This window comes from Streptomyces sp. NBC_00353 (assembly GCF_036108815.1).
Classification (GTDB): Bacteria; Actinomycetota; Actinomycetes; order Streptomycetales; family Streptomycetaceae; genus Streptomyces.
On the sequence record NZ_CP107985.1, the window covers coordinates 4,644,573 to 4,664,945 of the forward strand.

Annotated in this window: 25 protein-coding genes; 2 read left to right on the forward strand and 23 right to left on the reverse strand. The window is 66.5% G+C overall.

Annotated elements, in window-relative coordinates; translation table 11 throughout:
• Positions 1 to 19: 19 nt before the first annotated feature.
• From rplR to rpsJ, 18 genes are all read right to left on the reverse strand, one after another.
• Positions 20 to 403 (reverse strand): 50S ribosomal protein L18, encoded by a 384-nt coding sequence (rplR, locus tag OHA88_RS20880; RefSeq protein WP_030914149.1) that lies wholly within the window; start codon positions 401 to 403, stop codon positions 20 to 22.
• A gap of 2 nt (positions 404 to 405) precedes the next feature.
• Complete coding sequence (gene rplF, locus OHA88_RS20885) at positions 406 to 945, reverse strand: 50S ribosomal protein L6 (RefSeq protein WP_267003005.1); 540 nt, start codon at positions 943 to 945, stop codon at positions 406 to 408.
• A 21-nt stretch (positions 946 to 966) separates the two neighbouring features.
• Positions 967 to 1,365 (reverse strand): 30S ribosomal protein S8, encoded by a 399-nt coding sequence (gene rpsH / locus OHA88_RS20890; RefSeq protein WP_005313538.1) that lies wholly within the window; start codon positions 1,363 to 1,365, stop codon positions 967 to 969.
• Positions 1,366 to 1,589: 224 nt separating this feature from the next.
• Positions 1,590 to 1,775, reverse strand: a complete 186-nt coding sequence (locus OHA88_RS20895) for a type Z 30S ribosomal protein S14 (protein WP_003948630.1) — start codon at positions 1,773 to 1,775, stop codon at positions 1,590 to 1,592.
• Positions 1,776 to 1,777: 2 nt separating this feature from the next.
• Positions 1,778 to 2,335, reverse strand: a complete 558-nt coding sequence (gene rplE, locus OHA88_RS20900) for a 50S ribosomal protein L5 (RefSeq protein ID WP_006126888.1) — start codon at positions 2,333 to 2,335, stop codon at positions 1,778 to 1,780.
• The gene (rplX, locus tag OHA88_RS20905) at positions 2,335 to 2,658 is read right to left on the reverse strand and encodes a 50S ribosomal protein L24 (protein ID WP_266982596.1); all 324 of its coding nucleotides are present in this window, start codon (positions 2,656 to 2,658) and stop codon (positions 2,335 to 2,337) included. The genes rplE and rplX overlap by 1 nt, the downstream gene beginning before the upstream one ends.
• A 2-nt stretch (positions 2,659 to 2,660) precedes the next feature.
• Positions 2,661 to 3,029 (reverse strand): 50S ribosomal protein L14, encoded by a 369-nt coding sequence (rplN, locus tag OHA88_RS20910; RefSeq protein WP_003966950.1) that lies wholly within the window; start codon positions 3,027 to 3,029, stop codon positions 2,661 to 2,663.
• A 106-nt stretch (positions 3,030 to 3,135) separates the two neighbouring features.
• On the reverse strand, positions 3,136 to 3,420 hold the full coding sequence (gene rpsQ / locus OHA88_RS20915; protein ID WP_030977953.1) for a 30S ribosomal protein S17: 285 nt from the start codon (positions 3,418 to 3,420) through the stop codon (positions 3,136 to 3,138).
• The gene (gene rpmC, locus OHA88_RS20920; protein ID WP_015035581.1) at positions 3,420 to 3,644 is read right to left on the reverse strand and encodes a 50S ribosomal protein L29; all 225 of its coding nucleotides are present in this window, start codon (positions 3,642 to 3,644) and stop codon (positions 3,420 to 3,422) included. Before rpmC ends, rpsQ begins: the two co-directional genes overlap by 1 nt.
• On the reverse strand, positions 3,644 to 4,063 hold the full coding sequence (gene rplP / locus OHA88_RS20925; protein WP_014047785.1) for a 50S ribosomal protein L16: 420 nt from the start codon (positions 4,061 to 4,063) through the stop codon (positions 3,644 to 3,646). Before rplP ends, rpmC begins: the two co-directional genes overlap by 1 nt.
• A 5-nt stretch (positions 4,064 to 4,068) precedes the next feature.
• A complete protein-coding gene (rpsC, locus tag OHA88_RS20930) occupies positions 4,069 to 4,905 on the reverse strand; it encodes a 30S ribosomal protein S3 (protein ID WP_030914139.1) in 837 nt (278 codons plus the stop codon).
• The gene (rplV, locus tag OHA88_RS20935; protein WP_004571827.1) at positions 4,905 to 5,252 is read right to left on the reverse strand and encodes a 50S ribosomal protein L22; all 348 of its coding nucleotides are present in this window, start codon (positions 5,250 to 5,252) and stop codon (positions 4,905 to 4,907) included. The genes rpsC and rplV overlap by 1 nt, the downstream gene beginning before the upstream one ends.
• A gap of 40 nt (positions 5,253 to 5,292) precedes the next feature.
• Positions 5,293 to 5,574: a 30S ribosomal protein S19 gene (rpsS, locus tag OHA88_RS20940; protein ID WP_003966956.1), complete on the reverse strand. Its 282-nt coding sequence runs from the start codon at positions 5,572 to 5,574 to the stop codon at positions 5,293 to 5,295.
• Between the two features lie 12 nt (positions 5,575 to 5,586).
• Positions 5,587 to 6,423, reverse strand: coding sequence for a 50S ribosomal protein L2 (gene rplB / locus OHA88_RS20945; RefSeq protein ID WP_267003009.1), 837 nt, complete (start codon positions 6,421 to 6,423; stop codon positions 5,587 to 5,589).
• Positions 6,424 to 6,463: 40 nt separating this feature from the next.
• Positions 6,464 to 6,787, reverse strand: coding sequence for a 50S ribosomal protein L23 (gene rplW, locus OHA88_RS20950; protein ID WP_030914135.1), 324 nt, complete (start codon positions 6,785 to 6,787; stop codon positions 6,464 to 6,466).
• Positions 6,787 to 7,437 (reverse strand): 50S ribosomal protein L4, encoded by a 651-nt coding sequence (gene rplD / locus OHA88_RS20955; RefSeq protein ID WP_030914133.1) that lies wholly within the window; start codon positions 7,435 to 7,437, stop codon positions 6,787 to 6,789. Before rplD ends, rplW begins: the two co-directional genes overlap by 1 nt.
• A 4-nt stretch (positions 7,438 to 7,441) precedes the next feature.
• The gene (rplC, locus tag OHA88_RS20960; RefSeq protein ID WP_030914132.1) at positions 7,442 to 8,086 is read right to left on the reverse strand and encodes a 50S ribosomal protein L3; all 645 of its coding nucleotides are present in this window, start codon (positions 8,084 to 8,086) and stop codon (positions 7,442 to 7,444) included.
• A 13-nt stretch (positions 8,087 to 8,099) separates the two neighbouring features.
• A complete protein-coding gene (gene rpsJ, locus OHA88_RS20965; RefSeq protein ID WP_003948644.1) occupies positions 8,100 to 8,408 on the reverse strand; it encodes a 30S ribosomal protein S10 in 309 nt (102 codons plus the stop codon).
• Positions 8,409 to 8,950: 542 nt separating this feature from the next.
• On the opposite strand from rpsJ, the gene OHA88_RS20970 reads away from it, so the two are divergent.
• Both OHA88_RS20970 and OHA88_RS20975 read left to right on the forward strand, forming a co-directional pair.
• Entirely contained in the window at positions 8,951 to 9,409 is a 459-nt protein-coding gene (locus tag OHA88_RS20970; protein ID WP_328626634.1) for a GNAT family N-acetyltransferase, read from the forward strand.
• Positions 9,410 to 9,510: 101 nt separating this feature from the next.
• Positions 9,511 to 11,574 carry a PIG-L family deacetylase gene (locus OHA88_RS20975; protein WP_443044259.1) on the forward strand — a complete coding sequence of 688 codons (2,064 nt, stop codon included), beginning with the start codon at positions 9,511 to 9,513 and terminating at the stop codon, positions 11,572 to 11,574.
• 107 nt (positions 11,575 to 11,681) lie between these two features.
• On the opposite strand, the gene tuf is transcribed toward OHA88_RS20975, so the two are convergent.
• The 5 genes from tuf to OHA88_RS21000 form a co-directional block, all read right to left on the reverse strand.
• Positions 11,682 to 12,875, reverse strand: coding sequence for an elongation factor Tu (tuf, locus tag OHA88_RS20980; protein ID WP_328626635.1), 1,194 nt, complete (start codon positions 12,873 to 12,875; stop codon positions 11,682 to 11,684).
• A gap of 160 nt (positions 12,876 to 13,035) precedes the next feature.
• A complete protein-coding gene (gene fusA / locus OHA88_RS20985) occupies positions 13,036 to 15,165 on the reverse strand; it encodes an elongation factor G (protein ID WP_326628053.1) in 2,130 nt (709 codons plus the stop codon).
• A 38-nt stretch (positions 15,166 to 15,203) separates the two neighbouring features.
• Positions 15,204 to 15,674, reverse strand: coding sequence for a 30S ribosomal protein S7 (rpsG, locus tag OHA88_RS20990; RefSeq protein WP_030977935.1), 471 nt, complete (start codon positions 15,672 to 15,674; stop codon positions 15,204 to 15,206).
• A gap of 2 nt (positions 15,675 to 15,676) precedes the next feature.
• Positions 15,677 to 16,048, reverse strand: a complete 372-nt coding sequence (rpsL, locus tag OHA88_RS20995; RefSeq protein ID WP_003948652.1) for a 30S ribosomal protein S12 — start codon at positions 16,046 to 16,048, stop codon at positions 15,677 to 15,679.
• Positions 16,049 to 16,406: 358 nt separating this feature from the next.
• On the reverse strand, positions 16,407 to 20,306 hold the full coding sequence (locus tag OHA88_RS21000; RefSeq protein WP_030977930.1) for a DNA-directed RNA polymerase subunit beta': 3,900 nt from the start codon (positions 20,304 to 20,306) through the stop codon (positions 16,407 to 16,409).
• Between the last annotated feature and the right edge of the window lie 67 nt (positions 20,307 to 20,373).

Genomic DNA, 20,373 nt, shown 5'->3' on the forward strand with positions numbered 1-20,373 from the left:
TGTGCGTAGGAACCGGGGCTTAGAACTTCAGCCCGGCTTCACGGGCGGCGTCAGCCAGAGCGGCAATCCGCCCGGCGTACTGGTTGCCACCGCGGTCAAACACGACGGCCTCGACGCCTGCAGCCTTGGCGCGCTCGGCGACCAGGGCGCCGACCTGCTTGGCCTGGGCGCTCTTGTCACCCTCGCCACCACGGATGGACACGTCCAGGGTCGACGCCGACGCGAGCGTGTGGCCCGCGATGTCGTCGATGACCTGAGCGACCATGTGGCGGTTGGAACGCGTCACGACCAAGCGGGGACGCTCCGGCGAACCGGAGATGTGCTTGCGGACGCGGATGTGGCGACGCTTGAGGGCAGCGCGCTTGTACGCGTCGCCCTTGGCGATCTTTACGCCGTATGCCATGGCTACTTACCAGCCTTTCCGACCTTGCGGCGGATGACCTCGCCGGCGTACTTGACGCCCTTGGCCTTGTACGGGTCAGGCTTCCGCAGCTTGCGGATCTTGGCCGCGGTCTCGCCGACCTTCTGCTTGTCGATGCCCTCGACGGAGAACTTCGTGGGGGACTCCACCTTGAAGGTGATGCCCTCCGGGGCCTCGATCAGGATCGGGTGGCTGTAGCCCAGGGCGAACTCCAGGTTGGAGCCCTTCGCCTGGACTCGGTAACCGACACCACTGATCTCGAGCGCCTTGGTGTATCCCTGGGTCACACCGGTGATCATGTTCGCCACCAGCGTGCGGGACAGGCCGTGAAGGGCCTTGTTCTGACGCTCGTCGTTCGGGCGGACGACGTTCAGGACGCCGTCCTCACCCTTGGTGACCTCGATCGGCGACGCAACGGTGTGCGAGAGGGAACCCTTGGGGCCCTTCACCGCGACCGTACGGCCATCGATGGTGACGTCCACACCGGCGGGAACCTGGATGGGGAGCTTGCCGATTCGCGACATTAGCTATTCCTCCGTTCCCGACTACCAGACGTAGGCGAGGACTTCCCCACCTACGCCCTTCTTCTGAGCCTGCTGGCCGGTCAGGAGACCGTGGGACGTGGAGATGATCGCCACGCCCAGGCCGCCGAGGACCTTCGGCAGGTTGGTGGACTTTGCGTATACACGCAGACCCGGCTTCGAGATTCGCTTGATGCCGGCGATCGAGCGCTCGCGGTTCGGGCCGAACTTCAGCTCGAGGACGAGGTTCTTGCCAACCTCGGCGTCCTCGACCTTCCAGCCCGTGATGAAGCCCTCCTGCTGGAGGATCTCCGCGATGTGCGACTTGATCTTGCTGTGCGGCATCACGACGGAGTCGTGGTACGCCGAGTTCGCGTTACGCAGACGCGTGAGCATGTCTGCGATGGGATCAGTCATGGTCATGAATTGGCCTTCGGCCTCTCTCGCCGGGGTTTCCTGTATGCGCCATCCCTCTCCCCACTCAGTGGCGGGACGGGTGCGGTGCGGGGACCTACGGCGTAGTAAGTCGGTCTTGGGCGGCAGGCGCCCAACCCCACAAGCCTACGGCATGTGAGGCCGGGCTCCTGCCGACCAGATGCTTACCGAGAGCTTCCGTCAATTCCCAACGCCCAGAGGGCGAAGAAGAATTACCAGGAACTCTTGGTCACGCCCGGCAGCTCGCCACGGTGAGCCATCTCACGAAGGCACACGCGGCACAGGCCGAACTTGCGGTAGACGGAGTGGGGCCGGCCGCAGCGCTGGCAGCGGGTGTACCCGCGAACGCCGAACTTCGGCTTACGGGCGGCCTTAGCGATCAGAGCCTTCTTCGCCACGGTCAGTTCTCCTTGAACGGGAAGCCGAGGTGACGAAGGAGGGCACGACCCTCGTCGTCATTGGTCGCCGTGGTGACCACGGTGATGTCCATGCCCCGGACCCGGTCGATCTTGTCCTGGTCGATCTCGTGGAACATGACCTGCTCCGTGAGACCGAAGGTGTAGTTGCCACGGCCGTCGAACTGCTTCGGCGACAGGCCACGGAAGTCACGGATACGCGGCAGCGCGAGCGACAGCGTACGGTCCAGGAACTCCCACATCCGGTCACCACGGAGGGTGACGTGGCAGCCGATCGGCTGACCCTCGCGCAGCTTGAACTGCGCGATGGACTTGCGGGCCTTGGTGACGGCCGGCTTCTGGCCGGTGATCGTGGTGAGGTCGCGCACGGCGCCATCGATCAGCTTGGAGTCGCGGGCGGCGTCGCCCACACCCATGTTGACCACGATCTTGACCAGACCGGGAACCTGCATGACGTTCTCGTACGAGAACTCCTCACGCAGCTTGCCAGCGATTTCCTCGCGGTAGCGCGTCTTCAGACGCGGCGCAGTGGTGGCAGTCATCAGATGTCCTCACCGGTCCGCTTGGCAACGCGGATCTTCTTGCCCTCGTCGTCAAAGCGGTAGCCGACGCGGGTGACGACCTTCTTGCCGTCCTTCTCCACGATCAGCTGAACGTTGCTGACGTGAATCGGGGCCTCGGTGGTGACAATGCCACCGGTCTGCGAGCCGCGAGCCGTCTGACCGGCCTTCGTGTGCTTCTTGACCCGGTTGACACCCTCGACGAGGACACGGTTCTGCACGGGATAGGCCACGATGACCTTGCCCTGCTTGCCCTTGTCCTTACCGGTGATGACCTGAACCAGGTCGCCCTTCTTGATCTTCATGCTTACAGCACCTCCGGCGCGAGCGAGATGATCTTCATGAACTTCTTCTCGCGCAGCTCACGGCCCACCGGGCCGAAGATACGGGTGCCGCGGGGGTCGCCGTCGTTCTTCAGAATGACGGCGGCGTTCTCGTCGAAGCGGATGTACGAGCCATCCTGACGACGACGCTCCTTGACGGTGCGAACGATGACGGCCTTGACGACGTCACCCTTCTTCACGTTGCCACCGGGGATCGCGTCCTTGACGGTGGCGACGATGACGTCACCGATGCCCGCGTAGCGGCGACCCGAACCACCGAGAACACGGATGGTGAGGATTTCCTTCGCACCCGTGTTGTCGGCGACGCGAAGTCGCGACTCCTGCTGGATCACGTCTATCTCCTGATCGTCTGCCGGTTCCCGGCGGGGTTCGGACCTGTGTGGATCCGAACCCCACCGAGCCTGGCGGAACTTGCCTGAGGGGAGTGCCCCTCAGGAATTACTTGGCCTTCTCGAGGATCTCGACGACGCGCCACCGCTTCGTGGCGGACAGCGGCCGGGTCTCCATGAGGAGGACACGGTCGCCGACGCCGGCGGCGTTCTGCTCGTCGTGCGCCTTGAGCTTGTTCGTACGGCGGATGACCTTGCCGTACAGCGCGTGCTTGACACGGTCCTCGACAGCGACGACGACGGTCTTGTCCATCTTGTCGCTGACGACCAGACCCTCACGGGTCTTGCGGAAACCGCGGTCGGTGTTCGTCTCAGTCACAGTCTTCTCGCTCATCAGGCGCTCTCCACCGTCTCGATGCCCAGCTCGCGCTCGCGCATCAGGGTGTAGATCCGGGCGATGTCCTTACGGACGGACTTGAGCCGGCCGTGGTTCTCGAGCTGACCGGTCGCCGCCTGAAAGCGGAGATTGAACAGCTCTTCCTTGGCCTCGCGGAGCTTGTTGAGGAGCTCCTCGTTGCCCAGCTCGCGCAGCTCGGACGCCTTGGTACCGGCCGACATCACGACTCACCTGCCTCGCGCCGAACGATCCGGCACTTCATCGGAAGCTTGTGAGCAGCGCGGGTAAGCGCCTCACGAGCAATCTTCTCGTTCGGGTAGGACAGCTCGAACATCACCCGACCGGGCTTGACGTTCGCGATCCACCACTCGGGAGAACCCTTACCGGAACCCATGCGGGTCTCGGCAGGCTTCTTCGTCAGGGGGCGGTCCGGGTAGATGTTGATCCAGACCTTGCCGCCACGCTTGATGTGGCGGGTCATCGCGATACGAGCTGCCTCGATCTGGCGGTTCGTCACGTACGCCGGGGTCAGCGCCTGGATGCCGTACTCGCCGAACGCAACCTGCGTGCCACCCTTGGACATACCGCTGCGCTTCGGGTGGTGCTGCTTGCGGTGCTTGACCCTACGGGGGATCAGCATTTCGGTCAGGCCTCCGTTCCGGTGCTCTCAGCCGGAGCAGCGGCGGCGGGAGCCTCGGCCTTGGGGGCCTCGGCTGCCGGCGCGGACTGCTGCGGCTTGCGACCGCGACCGCCACGCTCGCCACCACGGCCACCACGGCCGGCCGGGCGGTCAGCGCCGCCACGGGCCGGGCGGTTGCCAGCGCGGGCAGCAGCGTTCTCGGCGCGGACCTCGGCGATGTTCTTGACGTCGCCCTTGTAGATCCAGACCTTCACACCGATGCGGCCGAAGGTCGTCTTGGCCTCGAAGAAGCCGTAGTCGACGTTCGCACGGAGCGTGTGCAGGGGCACACGGCCCTCGCGGTAGAACTCCGAGCGGGACATCTCGGCGCCGCCGAGGCGGCCACCGCACTGGATCTTGATGCCCTTGGCGCCGGCCTTCATCGAGCTCTGCATGCTCTTGCGCATTGCACGACGGAAGGAGACGCGGGAGGAGAGCTGCTCGGCGACGGCCTGGGCCACCAGCTGAGCGTCCACCTCGGGGTTCTTGACCTCGAGGATGTTCAGCTGGACCTGCTTGCCGGTCAGCTTCTCCAGCTCGCCACGGATGCGGTCGGCCTCGGCGCCACGGCGACCGATGACGATGCCCGGGCGGGCGGTGTGGATGTCAACGCGGACGCGGTCGCGGGTGCGCTCGATCTCAACCTTCGAGATGCCGGCCCGCTCCATGCCCTTCGTCATCATGCGACGAATGGCGACGTCTTCCTTGACGTAGTCCTTGTACAGCTTGTCGGCGTACCAACGGGACTTGAAGTCCGTGGTAATGCCGAGCCGGAACCCGTGCGGGTTTACCTTCTGGCCCATTACCGGGTTCCTTCCTTGCTGCTGACGACCACGGTGATGTGGCTGGTCCGCTTACGGATCCGGTAGGCACGGCCCTGAGCACGCGGACGGAACCGCTTCAGGGTCGGGCCCTCGTCCACGTACGCCTCGCTGATGACCAGCGAAGAGGCGTCGGTGTGGTCGTAGTTGTGTGCAGCGTTGGCAATGGCGCTGTCAAGCACCTTGCCAACCGGCACGCTCGCGGCCTGCGGGGCGAAACGCAGGACCGCCTGAGCCTCCGTGGCATCCATGCCACGGATGAGGTCCACCACGCGGCGGGCCTTCATGGGCGTGACGCGGATGTACCGCGCCTGGGCCCTGGCTTCCATGGTTGTCCCTTCGGTGTAAGTCATAGTCAGTCACCCCGCGTTAGCGGCGCTTCGACTTCCGGTCGTCCTTGACGTGGCCGCGGAAGGTGCGAGTCGGCGAGAACTCGCCGAGCTTGTGGCCGACCATCGACTCGGTGACGAACACCGGGACGTGAATCTTGCCGTTGTGCACCGCGATGGTGTGACCCAGCATGGCCGGGACGATCATCGAGCGACGGGACCAGGTCTTGATGACGTTCTTGGTGCCTGCCTCGTTCTGTACGTCCACCTTCTTGATGAGGTGGCCGTCGACGAAGGGCCCCTTCTTGAGACTGCGCGGCATCTAAACCCGCTCCTAGCGCTTCTTGTTCGTCTTGCGGCGGCGGACGATGTACTTGCTCGATGCCTTCTTCGGCGAGCGAGTACGACCCTCCTTCTGACCCCACGGCGAGACCGGGTGGCGACCACCGGAGGTCTTGCCTTCACCACCACCGTGCGGGTGGTCAACCGGGTTCATCGCGACACCGCGGACGGTCGGGCGAACGCCCTTCCAGCGCATGCGGCCGGCCTTGCCCCAGTTGATGTTCGACTGCTCGGCGTTGCCGACCTCGCCGATCGTGGCGCGGCAGCGGGCGTCGACCAGGCGGATTTCACCCGACGGCATACGAAGGTGGGCCATGGTGCCCTCCTTCGCCAGCAGCTGCACGGAGGCACCCGCGGAACGGGCGAACTTCGCGCCGCCGCCGGGCCGCAGCTCGATGGCGTGGAGGGTCGTACCGACCGGGATGTTGCGCAGCGCCAGGTTGTTGCCGGGCTTGATGTCGGCGGCCGGGCCGTTCTCGACACGGTCGCCCTGCGACAGTCCACGCGGCGCGATGATGTAGCGCTTCTCGCCGTCCGCGTAGTGCAGGAGCGCGATGCGCGCGGTGCGGTTCGGGTCGTACTCGATGTGCGCGACCTTGGCCGGCACGCCGTCCTTGTCGTGACGACGGAAGTCGATCACTCGGTAGGCGCGCTTGTGGCCACCGCCCTGGTGGCGAACGGTCACACGACCGGCGTTGTTACGGCCGCCCTTGCTGTGCAGGGGGCGGACCAGCGACTTCTCCGGCGTGGACCGCGTGATCTCGACAAAGTCGGCGACGCTGGAGCCACGACGGCCCGGGGTCGTCGGCTTGTACTTGCGGATACCCATTTCTCAGTCCTCGTCCGATTTCGGACGATCCAGACCGCCCTTAGGCGGTCGGACCGCCGAAGATGTCGATACGGTCGCCCTCGGCGAGGGTCACGATGGCGCGCTTGGTGTCGGCGCGCTTGCCGAAACCGGTCTTGGTGCGCTTGCGCTTACCCTGCCGGTTGATCGTGTTGACCCCGGTGACCTTGACCGAGAAGACCGCTTCCACGGCCTGCTTGATCTGGGTCTTGTTGGAGCCGGGCGCGACGATGAACGTGTACTTGTTCTCGTCGAGCAGCGCGTAGCTCTTCTCGGAAACGACCGGCTTGACGAGAACGTCGCGCGGGTCCGTGAAGGTCTTGCTGGTTACGGTCGCCTCGCTCATCAGGCGTCGCTCCCTTCGGTCTCATCGGCCTTGGGGCCAGACACGAAGGACTCGAAAGCGGCCTGGGTGAAGACCACGTCGTCGGAGACGATCACGTCGTACGTGTTGAGCTGGCCCGGCTCCAGGATGTGCACCTGGGGCAGGTTGCGGGCGGACAGCCACGCGGCCTCGTCGGCGCGGTCGACGACCAGGAGCAGGTTCTTGCGCTCCGAGATCTTGCCGAACAGCGTCTTGGCTGCCTTCGTGGAGACTGCACCGTCGACCACGCCGGTGACGACGTGGATGCGGGAGTGGCGTGCCCGGTCGGAGAGGGCACCGCGCAGGGCGGCGGCCTTCATCTTCTTCGGGGTGCGCTGCGAGTAGTCACGCGGCTGCGGGCCGTGGACGACGCCACCGCCGACGAACTGCGGCGCACGGGTCGAACCCTGGCGGGCGCGGCCGGTGCCCTTCTGGCGGTACGGCTTGCGGCCACCACCACGGACTTCGCCGCGACGCTTGGTCTTGTGCGTGCCCTGACGGGCAGCAGCCAGCTGAGCGACAACGACCTGGTGGATCAGCGGAACGCTGGTCTTCGCGTCGAAGATCTCCGCGGGGAGCTCGACGGTACCGGCCTTGTCGCCTGCCGGCGAAAGGATGTCAATGGTGCTCATTACCTCAAGCCCCCTTGGCCGCGGTACGGACCAGGACGAGGCCGCCGTTCGGACCGGGGACTGCGCCCTTGATGAGGAGCAGACCCTTCTCCGCGTCAACCGCGTGGATGGTCAGGTTCTGGGTGGTGACGCGCTCGTTGCCCATGCGACCCGCCATGCGCATGCCCTTGAAGACACGGCCGGGGGTGGCACAGCCACCGATGGAGCCGGGCATGCGGTGCACACGGTGGGCACCGTGGGACGCCTTGCCACCCTTGAAGTTGTGGCGCTTCATCACACCGGCGAAGCCCTTGCCCTTGCTCTTGCCCGTGACGTCAACCTTGACGCCGGACTCGAACACTGCGGCAGTGACCTCCTGGCCCAGCGTGTACTCGCTGGCGTCAGGGGTGCGGAGCTCCACCAGGTGGCGGCGCGGGGTCACGTCGGCCTTGGCGAAGTGGCCCTTGAGGGGCTTGTTCACCTTGCGCGGGTCGATCTCGCCGAAGGCGATCTGGACCGACTCGTAGCCGTCGCTGTCGTTCGTGCGGACCTGGGTGACGACGCAGGGCCCGGCCTTGACGACGGTCACCGGGACAACCCGGTTGTTCTCGTCCCAGACCTGGGTCATGCCGAGCTTCTCGCCCAGGACGCCCTTAATGTTCTTAGCCATCTCGCGCGTCACCTCAGAGCTTGATCTCGATGTCGACGCCGGCCGGCAGGTCGAGACGCATGAGCGAGTCAACCGTCTTCGGCGTGGGGTCGAGGATGTCGATGAGGCGCTTGTGCGTGCGCATCTCGAAGTGCTCGCGCGAGTCCTTGTACTTGTGCGGCGACTTGATGACGCAGTACACGTTCTTCTCAGTGGGCAGCGGCACCGGGCCCGCGACCGACGCACCAGTGCGGGTCACCGTCTCGACGATCTTCTTCGCCGAGGAGTCGATGACCTCGTGGTCGTAGGCCTTGAGCCGGATGCGGATCTTCTGTCCCGCCATGGCTACTAGTAGTCCTGTCTCTCGTAACGCTCTGGAACCCGAGGGCTCTCGTAACCCCACCTCCGACCCACGCGGTCGGGCGTGTCGCATCCCCTCTACGCAGAACTCCCGAAGGAATTCCCAACCAAGGGGGTGCGGGCCATGAGACCGCGGAACCGGGGGCGGAACACCCACCGGGTGCCTGGTCGGCGCCCCACTGTCACTTCCCGGAAGATTCCCGTACGTCCGGCCCGCATGGGGCCGACGAGTACTGTGGGACTCGCTTCCAGTCCTCCCGGCGGGAGGCGCGCAGCATTGACACTCAACCGAGCAACCTGGTCAGTGTGCCATATGCGGCACGGCGCTGGCCAATCGGGCGGAGGATCTTACCCCCCGTGGCCGACCGGTCAAACGCAGCCGGACGTCGCCAGGGAGCTGCGGCGACGTCGACAGGTCCGCACACGCCCACTCCGGCCCGGCCCGCCACCGTGACCAACAGCACGCCGCACGCCCGTGACCGGGCCCGATCCGGCCTGCCGCACGGCCGCTGGAATACTCCGGCCATGGATACGATCACCAAGCCGGCCTGGACGCTGCGCCCGGCGGAACCGGCGGATCTCGAGGCCATGACCGAACTCCGGGCCCTCGTCATGCGCCCGGATCTGGAGCGCCTCGGCCGGTACGACGAACATCGCGTACGGCAACGGCTGCGGGACATCTTCGCGCCCGAGCACACCTCGGTCGTCCTCGCGGACGGCGAGTTCGCCGGCTGCGTCACCATGCGTCCGGTCGCGAACGGTTGGTGGCTGGAGAACTTCTACCTCTCCCCCGCGATCCATGGCCGGGGGATCGGCTCAGCCGTCCTGCGGACCCTGCTGGAGCGCGCCGACGAGGACGGGGCGGACGTCCGCCTCGATGTCTTGCAGGGCAGCGCGGCACGTCGGCTGTACGAACGTCACGGGTTCACGCTGGAGCACGAGGACCCGATCGATGTCTATCTGGTGCGCCGCTCCGGCGTGTAGCAGCGACACTCACCGTCAGCGCCCCGATCGCCGTCTAATCTGCCGCGGGAAGCGGCACCCGACCGGCCGCTCGGACGGGGTGAGCGGACGGAGTACGGCGCGTGACGGATCGATCCGGCCCTGAATGGGGCAGTGGCGGGGTGCGCCGGCGCAGCATCGTCCGAGCCGCCGCCGCAGCCGCTCTGATGGGCGTCGGCGCCTGTTCCGTACCGGCTCCGCGGCGCAGCGGTCCCATGGCGGACCCGGCCCCCGGCCTCCCGGTCGCCGGCCCCCGGCCGGCCCTGATGATGCAGATCCTCGCCCACCCGGACGACGACCTGTACTTCATGAACCCGGACACCCAGCAGGCCCTGGCCGCCGGGACCCCGCTGGTCTGTGTGTACCTCACCGCCGGTGAGGCCGCCGGCCTCAACAGGATCCCCGGCCGGGCACGGCCCGCCCCCGACAAGGCCGCGTACTCCTCGGCCCGGCACCAGGGGCTGCGCCAGACCTACGCGGCCCAGCTCGGACTGCCGATGTTCACCCGCTGGCACAAGTCCGTCCTCGGTCTGGCCGGCGGACATCGGGCGGAGATCAACACCCTGGTGGGCGGCGGCCGACGGGTCGAGCTGATCTTCCTCAATACGGCGATGCACATCGGCCGCGGCCGGCTCGGCCTGCCCAGCCTCTGGCACGACCGGGCGCTGAACCTGCGCACCGTCGTCGCCGCCGACTCACCGCTGGAGCGGGCGGGTGCGTACACGTACGACGGGCTGATCGATGCCCTCGTCGGGCTGCTCGACCGGTACCGGCCGACCGTCGTCCACACACTCGACCCGGACCCGGACATCCAGCACAGCACCGAGGCCGTCCGCCGGCAGGACATCGAGCAGCCCGGCTACTCCGACCACGCCGACCACACCGCGACCGCCTCGTTCGCCTGGGCGGCGCTGATCCGTTGGGTGGCCCGCGCGACCGAGGACGGCGGGGGCGTGCCGCGGTTCGTCACCACCGCCTTCCGCGGCTACTACAACCGGCACTGGCCGAAGAACCTGCCGGAAGGGGTGCTGAGGGAGAAGGCCGCGCGCCTGGTCCCGTACGGCGGCGAGGCCGACTGGCAGTGCGGGAACCAGGCGGGATGCGGTGACTACAACGTGGGCGGCGACCGGCCCCTGACCAACAGGAAGGGCTGGGTCCGCTCCACCCGCTACCGCTACCCCGGCCCCCGCCCCACCGTCTCCGCCGAATCGGACGGGCGGCTCGCCGTCTACGGGGTACTGGGGCTGCGGTTGGTGCGGTGGCGCGAGAGCGCCCCCGGCAGCGGGGTCTGGGACGGGCCCGACGATCTCGGCGGCGGGCCCTTCGCGCCGGTACTGGGCCAGGCCGTGACGGCGGACGGCAGGCTGCTCCTGTTCGGGCTGCGCTTCGCGGCGCTCGGCGGGCACGGGGCGGCGAACCAACGGGAGATCGCGCTCCTGGAACAGAGCTCCCGGGGCGGCGCCTTCCGCGCCTGGCGCGGACTGGGCAACCCGGAACCGGCACCGGACCGGGGCCGCCGGATCGGCGTCCCGGTGGCGGTGACCGCACCCGACGGGCGGGTCCATCTCTTCGTACGGAACGCCGACAAGGGCGTGAGCACACGGGTACGGGCCGCGTTCGGCCGGTGGGGCGAGTGGACGGACCTGGGCGGCGGCGAGGTCCAGGACGGGTTGAGCGCCGTGGTGGACGGCCACGGCCTGGTCCATGTCCACGGCGCCGGTCATCACGCGGTGCACCACTGGAGGCAGGAGACACCCGGAGCGCGGCTGACCGTCCAGCGGCAGATCGACGGGGCGCCGGTGCCGGGCGACGGGCCCGCCGCTCGCATCACCACGGACGGTTCCGTCGAACTGCTGTACCGGGCGGCGGCGCGGGCTCGGCTGACGGCCGTCACCGGGGGTGCGGCGGTGGAGCGGACGGACTTCGACGGGTACGGGCCGGTGAGCGTCGCCGACTCGCCGCTCGGGCCGGTGCTGCTGGGCCGCACCGAGGAGGGCCGGATCCAGTTGCGTACGAGCGAACGGCTGTCGGTACGCGTGGAAGGGCCGGTGGCACTGGACGGTCCCGCCCTGTACGTCGCGGGCCTGGGACGCCCGGCAGTCGTCGGCCTGGGCCCGGACGCCGCCCCCCGGCTCTGGCGTCCGTGACCGCGTGCACCGGGGAATGACGAAGGGCCCCGGTCCACCGCTTGCGCGGCGGGCCGGGGCCCTCCTCGGTGCTCTGTGCGGAGCAACCAGGTCAGACCGTCAAGTAATTACTTGAGGATCTTGGTGACCTGGCCGGCGCCCACGGTCCGGCCACCCTCACGGATGGCGAACTTCAGGCCCTCTTCCATGGCGACCGGCTGGATCAGCACGACGTTCATGACGGTGTTGTCGCCCGGCATGACCATCTCGGTGCCCTCGGGAAGGGTCACAACGCCCGTCACGTCCGTGGTACGGAAGTAGAACTGCGGGCGGTAGTTGTTGAAGAACGGGGTGTGACGGCCACCCTCGTCCTTCGACAGGATGTACGACTGGGCCTCGAACTCGGTGTGCGGCGTGACCGAACCGGGCTTGATGATGACCTGGCCGCGCTCGACGTCCTCGCGCTTGATGCCACGGAGGAGCAGACCGACGTTCTCACCGGCCTGGCCCTCGTCGAGCAGCTTGCGGAACATCTCGATGCCGGTGACCGTGGTGGTGGTCTTCTCCTGCTTGATACCGACGATGTCGACGGTCTCGTTGACCTTCAGGACACCACGCTCGATACGACCGGTGACGACGGTGCCACGACCGGTGATCGTGAAGACGTCCTCGATCGGCATCAGGAACGGCTTGTCGACGTCACGCTCGGGCTGCGGGATCGCCTCGTCGACGGCGGCCATCAGGTTCAGGACCGACTGGCCCCACTCCTTGTCGCCCTCGAGCGCCTTGAGCGCCGAGACCTTGACGACCGGCAGGTCGTCGCCCGGGAACTCGTACTCGGAGAGGAGCTCACGGACCTCGAGCTCGACGAGCTCCAGGATCTCCTCGTCGTCCACCATGTCGGCCTTGTTCAGGGCGACAACGATGTACGGAACGCCGACCTGGCGGGCCAGGAGCACGTGCTCCTTGGTCTGCGGCATCGGGCCGTCGGTGGCGGCGACCACGAGGATGGCGCCGTCCATCTGCGCCGCACCCGTGATCATGTTCTTGATGTAGTCGGCGTGACCCGGGCAGTCGACGTGCGCGTAGTGACGCGACTCCGTCTGGTACTCGACGTGCGCGATCGAGATCGTGATACCGCGCTGGCGCTCCTCAGGAGCCTTGTCGATCTGGTCGAAGGCCGAGGCCTCGTTCAGGTCCGGGTACGCGTCGTGCAGCACCTTGGTAATGGCGGCCGTGAGGGTCGTCTTACCGTGGTCAATGTGACCGATGGTGCCGATGTTGACGTGCGGCTTAGTCCGCTCGAACTTCGCCTTCGCCACTGGGTCCTCCTGTGGAGTGGTTCTGTACGCCTTGCTTCATCGGCGCCAGGTGATCTTTGCTGGGATGCCGGGGCCGGGGGCATTCACCGCATTGCTTGCGCTCTGCGGCGAATGCCCCACCAGGCTCCGGTGACAAGCCTAAAGCGTGAGCTCGGGAGAGTTACTCGCCCTTGGCCTTCGCGATGATCTCCTCGGCGACGTTCCGCGGAACCTCGGCGTAGGAGTCGAACTGCATCGAGTAGCTTGCGCGACCCGAGGTCTTGCTGCGGAGGTCTCCGACGTAGCCGAACATCTCCGAGAGGGGCACGAGGCCCTTCACGACGCGAGCGCCGCTGCGCTCCTCCATGGCCTGGATCTGGCCACGGCGGGAGTTGAGGTCACCGATGACATCGCCCATGTAGTCCTCGGGCGTGGTGACCTCGACGGCCATCATCGGCTCGAGGAGCACGGGGGACGCCTTGCGGGCACCCTCCTTGAACGCCTGCGAACCGGCGATCTTGAAGGCGAGCTCCGAGGAGTCGACCTCGTGGTAACCACCGTCGAGGAGGGTGACGCGAACGCCGACCATCTCGTAACCGGCCAGGATGCCGAACTGCATGGCTTCCTGAGCACCCGCGTCCACCGAGGGGATGTACTCACGGGGGATGCGGCCACCGGTGACCTTGTTGACGAACTCGTAGGACGCGTCGCCACCCTCGATGGGCTCAAGGGCGATCTGCACCTTCGCGAACTGGCCGGTACCACCAGTCTGCTTCTTGTGCGTGTAGTCGATGCGCTCGACGGCCTTGCGGATCGTCTCGCGGTACGCGACCTGCGGCTTGCCGACGTTCGCCTCGACGCGGAACTCGCGCTTCATGCGGTCGACGAGCACCTCGAGGTGAAGCTCGCCCATACCACCGATGATGGTCTGGCCGGTCTCCTCGTCGGAGTGCACCTGGAAGGACGGGTCCTCCTCGGAGAGGCGCTGGATGGCGACACCCAGCTTCTCCTGGTCACCCTTGGACTTGGGCTCGATGGCGACCTGAATGACCGGCGCCGGGAAGTCCATGGACTCCAGGATCACCGGGTTCTTGTCGTCACACAGCGTCTCACCGGTGGTGGTCTGCTTCAGGCCCATGACGGCGATGATGTCACCGGCGCCCACCGACGCGATCTCCTCACGCTTGTTCGCGTGCATGCGGTAGATCTTGCCGATGCGCTCCTTCTTGCCCTTGACCGAGTTCAGCACCGCGGTGCCGGCCTCGAGGCGACCGGAGTAGATCCGGACGAAGGTGAGCTTGCCGAGGTGCGGGTCGCTAGCGATCTTGAACGCCAGGCCGGAGAACGGCTCGTCGTCCGAGGGCTTGCGCTTGACGACAACCTCGGGGTCCTTGACGTCGTGGCCCTCGATGGCCTCGACGTCCAGGGGGGAAGGCAGGTAGCGGACGACCGCGTCGAGCAGGGGCTGGACGCCCTTGTTCTTGAACGCCGTGCCACAGAACACCGGGGTGACGGTGACGGAGCCCGCGCCGCCCTTCGATGCGAGGGTGATCCGACGGATCGCCTCGTGCAGCTGCTCCTCGGTGGGCTCGACGCCCTCCAGGTACAGCTCCATCATCTGGTCGTCGTTCTCGGAAACGGCCTCGAGCAGCTTGCCGCGCCACTCCTGAGCCGCCTCGATGTGGGTGTCCGGGATGTCGACGGTGTCGTACATCTCGCCCTTGATGGCCTCTTCCGGCCACACGAAGGCCTTCATCGACACGAGGTCGACGACGCCCTTGAAGTCGGCTTCGGCACCGATGGGGAGCTGCATGACGAGCGGGACCGCACCGAGGCGGTCGACGATCATGTCGACGCAGCGGTGGAACTCGGCACCCGTGCGGTCGAGCTTGTTGACGAAGCAGATACGCGGCACGCCGTAGCGGTCCGCCTGACGCCAAACGGTCTCGGACTGCGGCTCGACGCCGGCAACACCGTCGAACACGGTGACAGCGCCGTCGAGGACGCGGAGCGAACGCTCCACCTCGACGGTGAAGTCGACGTGACCCGGGGTGTCGATGATGTTGATGGTGTGGTCAACATCATTGAGCGGCCAGTGACAGGTCGTCGCGGCGGACGTGATCGTGATGCCGCGCTCCTGCTCCTGCTCCATCCAGTCCATCGTGGCAGCGCCGTCGTGGACTTCACCGATCTTGTACGAAACACCGGTGTAGAACAGGATCCGCTCAGTGGTGGTCGTCTTGCCCGCGTCGATGTGGGCCATGATCCCAATGTTGCGGACCTTGGCCAGGTCAAGCGAAGTGGTGGCCATAAGGCTCAATCTTCTCTCGGTCTCGATGTGGGTAGCGACTACCAGCGGTAGTGCGCGAAGGCCTTGTTGGACTCGGCCATCTTGTGGGTGTCCTCGCGCTTCTTGACGGCAGCGCCAAGACCGTTGGAGGCGTCGAGCAGCTCGTTCATGAGGCGCTCGGTCATCGTCTTCTCGCGGCGGGCGCGGGAGTAACCCACGACCCAGCGGAGCGCGAGGGTGGCGGCGCGACCGGGCTTGACCTCGATCGGCACCTGGTAGGTGGCGCCACCGACACGGCGGGACTTGACCTCGAGCGAGGGCTTGACGTTCTCAAGCGCGCGCTTCAGCGTGATGACCGGGTCGTTGCCGGTCTTCTCGCGGAGGCCTTCCATGGCGCCGTACACGATCCGCTCGGCAGTGGAACGCTTGCCGTTGAGCAGGATCTTGTTGATCAGCGAGGTGACAAGAGGAGAACCGTAGACCGGGTCGATGATGACCGGGCGCTTCGGGGCGGGGCCCTTACGAGGCATTCTTACTTCTCCTTCTTGGCGCCGTAGCGGCTGCGGGCCTGCTTGCGGTTCTTGACACCCTGGGTGTCAAGGGAGCCGCGGATGATCTTGTAACGAACACCCGGCAGGTCCTTCACACGGCCACCACGCACGAGCACGATGGAGTGCTCCTGCAGGTTGTGTCCCTCACCCGGGATGTAGGCCGTGACCTCGATGCCGGAGGTCAGACGCACACGCGCGACCTTACGGAGTGCCGAGTTCGGCTTCTTCGGGGTGGTCGTGAACACACGCGTGCAGACGCCGCGGCGCTGGGGCGAACCCTCGAGCGCGGGCGTCTTGTTCTTCTCGACCTTGTCCTGCCGGCCCTTCCGGACCAGCTGCTGGATCGTAGGCACTACTTCTCCGGTTTCTGTGTGCCGTTCGTGAAACTAACCTGGAACGTCGCCGACCCACGCGGTCGGGTGTGTCGAATGCTGCAGGCTTCTGCCCTGGGGCAGAAGGGGCGCAGATTGCGGTGGCCAAAGACAGGCTCGCCATGCGGTTGAGGACACGCACACGAGCCCAGGCACACCCCAGGCACAAGGTCTGAGCGTACCTACCTCACGGACTCCGGTCAAAACAAATGCTGTCCACGACGACGGGGCCGCGCGTGACATTCCCGACAGTACCTCTGTTCCGGTACCGACGGGCAACGCCGCAGGGCGGCCACCCCGTACGAAACGGAGTGACCGCCCTGCGGACGGGACATGCGCCTTACTGGTTGTACGGACCGTAGTCGTAGTCCTCCAGCGGAACGGCCTGGCCGGAGCCCGTGCCGAACGGCGAGTAGTCGATGTCGTCGTAGCCGACGGCCGAGTACATCGCGGCCTTGGCCTCCTCGGTCGGCTCGACCCGGATGTTGCGGTAGCGGGACAGGCCCGTACCGGCCGGGATGAGCTTACCGATGATGACGTTCTCCTTGAGGCCGATCAGGGAGTCCGACTTGGCGTTGATCGCCGCGTCGGTCAGAACCCTGGTCGTCTCCTGGAAGGACGCCGCCGACAGCCACGACTCGGTGGCGAGCGAGGCCTTGGTGATACCCATCAGCTGCGGACGGCCGGAGGCGGGGTGACCGCCCTCGGTGACCACACGACGGTTCTCGGTCTCGAACTTCGAGCGCTCGACGAGCTCGCCCGGCAGCAGCTCCGCGTCGCCGGACTCGATGATCGTCACCCGGCGCAGCATCTGCCGGATGATGATCTCGATGTGCTTGTCGTGGATCGACACACCCTGCGAGTTGTAGACCTTCTGGACCTCGCCGACCAGGTGGACCTGGACCGCGCGCTGACCGAGGATCCGCAGCACGTCGTGCGGGTTGGTGGCACCCACGGTGAGCTTCTGGCCCACCTCGACGTGGTCGCCCTCGCCCACCAGCAGACGGGCACGCTTCGAGATCGGGAACGGCGTCTCGTCGCTGCCGTCGTCCGGGGTGACGACGATCTTCTTGGTCTTCTCGGTCTCCTCGATACGGATGCGGCCGGCCGCCTCCGAGATCGGGGCGACACCCTTGGGCGTACGGGCTTCGAAGAGCTCGACGACTCGGGGCAGACCCTGGGTGATGTCGTCACCGGCCACACCACCGGTGTGGAAGGTACGCATCGTCAGCTGGGTACCGGGCTCACCGATGGACTGGGCGGCGATGATGCCGACCGCCTCACCGATGTCGACCAGCTTGCCGGTGGCGAGCGAGCGTCCGTAGCAGAAGGCACAGGTGCCGACCGCGGACTCACAGGTCAGGACCGAACGGGTCTTGACCTCCTCGACGCCGGCGCCCACCAGGGCGTCGATCAGGACGTCACCGAGGTCGACGTTGGCAGGCGCGATGACCTTGCCGTCGACGACGACGTCCTCGGCGAGCATGCGGGCGTAGACCGAGGTCTCGACGTCCTCCGTCTTGCGGAGCACACCGTCCGCACCCTTGACGGCGATCTTCAGCTTGAGGCCACGGTCGGTGCCGCAGTCCTCCTCGCGAATGATCACGTCCTGCGAGACGTCCACCAGACGACGGGTCAGGTAACCCGAGTCGGCGGTACGCAGGGCGGTGTCCGCCAGACCCTTACGGGCACCGTGCGTGGAGATGAAGTACTCCAGAACGGTCAGGCCCTCACGGAACGACGCCTTGATGGGACGCGGGATCGTCTCGTTCTTCGCGTTCGACACCAGACCACGCATACCCGCGATCTGACGCATCTGCATCATGTTTCCTCGGGCACCCGAGTCAACCATCATGAAGATGGGGTTCGTCTTCGGGAAGTTCGCGTTCATCGCCTCGGCAACCTCGTTGGTCGCCTTGGTCCAGATCGCGATGAGCTCCTGCGTGCGCTCGTCCTTGGTGATCAGACCGCGCTCGTACTGCTTCTGGACCTTCTCGTCCTGCGCCTCGTAGCCTTGGACGATGGCCTTCTTGGCCTCCGGCACGACGATGTCCGAAACGGAGACCGTGACGCCGGAACGGGTCGCCCAGTGGAAACCGGCCGCCTTCAGGTTGTCGAGCGTCGCCGCCACGATGACCTTGGGGTAGCGCTCGGCCAGGTCGTTGACGATCTCGGAGAGCTGCTTCTTGCCCACCGAGTAGTCGACGAACGGGTAGTCCTCGGGCAGCAGCTCGTTGAAGAGCGCGCGGCCCAGGCTCGTACGCAGCCGGAAGGTGTCACCCGGCTGGTACTCCGGCTCGCCCTCTTCAGCGACCGGCGGCACCCAGCCGCGCGGCGGGATGGTGCCCACCGGGAAGCGGATGTCGACCTGCGTCTGGAGCGAGAGCTCCCGGGCGTCGAAGGCCATGATCGCCTCGGCGGTGGAACCGAACGCTCGGCCCTGACCGATGACCTTGCGCTCCTCCTCGTCCGTGGTGAGGAAGAACAGGCCCAGCACCATGTCCTGGGTCGGCATGGTGACGGGACGACCGTCGGCCGGCTTCAGGATGTTGTTCGAGGACAGCATCAGGATGCGGGCCTCGGCCTGCGCCTCCGCGGAGAGCGGCAGGTGCACGGCCATCTGGTCACCGTCGAAGTCCGCGTTGAACGCGGTGCAGACGAGCGGGTGGATCTGGATGGCCTTGCCCTCGACCAGCTGCGGCTCGAAGGCCTGGATGCCGAGGCGGTGCAGGGTCGGTGCACGGTTCAGCAGCACCGGGTGCTCGGCGATGACCTCTTCGAGGACGTCGTACACCACGGTGCGGCCACGCTCGACCATGCGCTTGGCCGACTTGATGTTCTGCGCGTGGTTCAGGTCGACCAGGCGCTTCATCACGAACGGCTTGAAGAGCTCCAGCGCCATGGCCTTCGGCAGACCGCACTGGTGCAGCTTCAGCTGCGGACCGACGACGATCACGGAACGCGCGGAGTAGTCCACACGCTTACCGAGAAGGTTCTGACGGAATCGACCCTGCTTGCCCTTGAGCATGTCGCTCAGGGACTTCAGCGGGCGGTTACCCGGACCGGTGACCGGGCGACCACGGCGGCCGTTGTCGAACAGCGCGTCGACGGCCTCCTGCAGCATCCGCTTCTCGTTGTTCACGATGATCTCGGGGGCACCGAGGTCAAGGAGACGCTTGAGGCGGTTGTTGCGGTTGATCACACGGCGGTACAGGTCGTTCAGGTCGGAGGTCGCGAAGCGGCCACCGTCCAGCTGCACCATCGGACGCAGGTCCGGCGGGATGACCGGCACGCAGTCGAGCACCATGCCCTTGGGGCTGTTGCTGGTCTGCAGGAACGCGGAGACGACCTTGAGGCGCTTGAGCGCACGGGTCTTCTTCTGGCCCTTGCCGGTACGGATGATCTCGCGGAGGCGCTCGGCCTCCTCGTTGAGGTCGAAGGACTCCAGGCGCTTCTGCAGGGCAGCGGCACCCATGGAGCCGTCGAAGTACGTGCCGAAACGGTCACGCAGCTCGCGGTAGAGCAGCTCGTCGCCCTCGAGGTCCTGGACCTTGAGGTTCTTGAAGCGGTTCCACACCTCGTCGAGACGGTCGATCTCGCGCTGCGCACGGTCGCGCAGCTGCTTCATCTCACGCTCGGCACCTTCGCGCACCTTGCGGCGCACGTCGGCCTTGGCGCCCTCGGCCTCGAGCTCGGCCAGGTCGGTCTCGAGCTTCTTGGCACGAGCCTCCAGGTCGGAGTCGCGACGGTTCTCGACCTGCTGACGCTCGACGGAGACGTGCGCCTCCAGCGAGGGCAGGTCACGCGTACGGCGCTCCTCGTCCACGAACGTGATCATGTACGCGGCGAAGTAGATGACCTTTTCGAGGTCCTTCGGCGCGAGATCAAGCAGGTAGCCGAGGCGCGACGGAACGCCCTTGAAGTACCAGATGTGAGTGACGGGAGCGGCAAGCTCGATGTGGCCCATGCGCTCACGACGCACCTTGGCGCGCGTGACCTCCACGCCACAACGCTCACAAATGATGCCCTTGAAGCGGACACGCTTGTACTTGCCGCAGTAGCACTCCCAGTCCCGGGTCGGACCGAAGATCTTCTCGCAGAAGAGTCCGTCCTTTTCGGGCTTGAGCGTGCGGTAGTTGATGGTCTCCGGCTTCTTCACTTCGCCGTGCGACCAGGTCCGGATGTCGTCCGCGGTGGCAAGGCCGATCCGCAGCTCGTCGAAGAAGTTGACGTCGAGCACTTGTCGTCAATCCCTCTTTCGGGGTCGAGTCTCAATCAATGGTCTGAACGGGTCCGGGGCAGGGCCG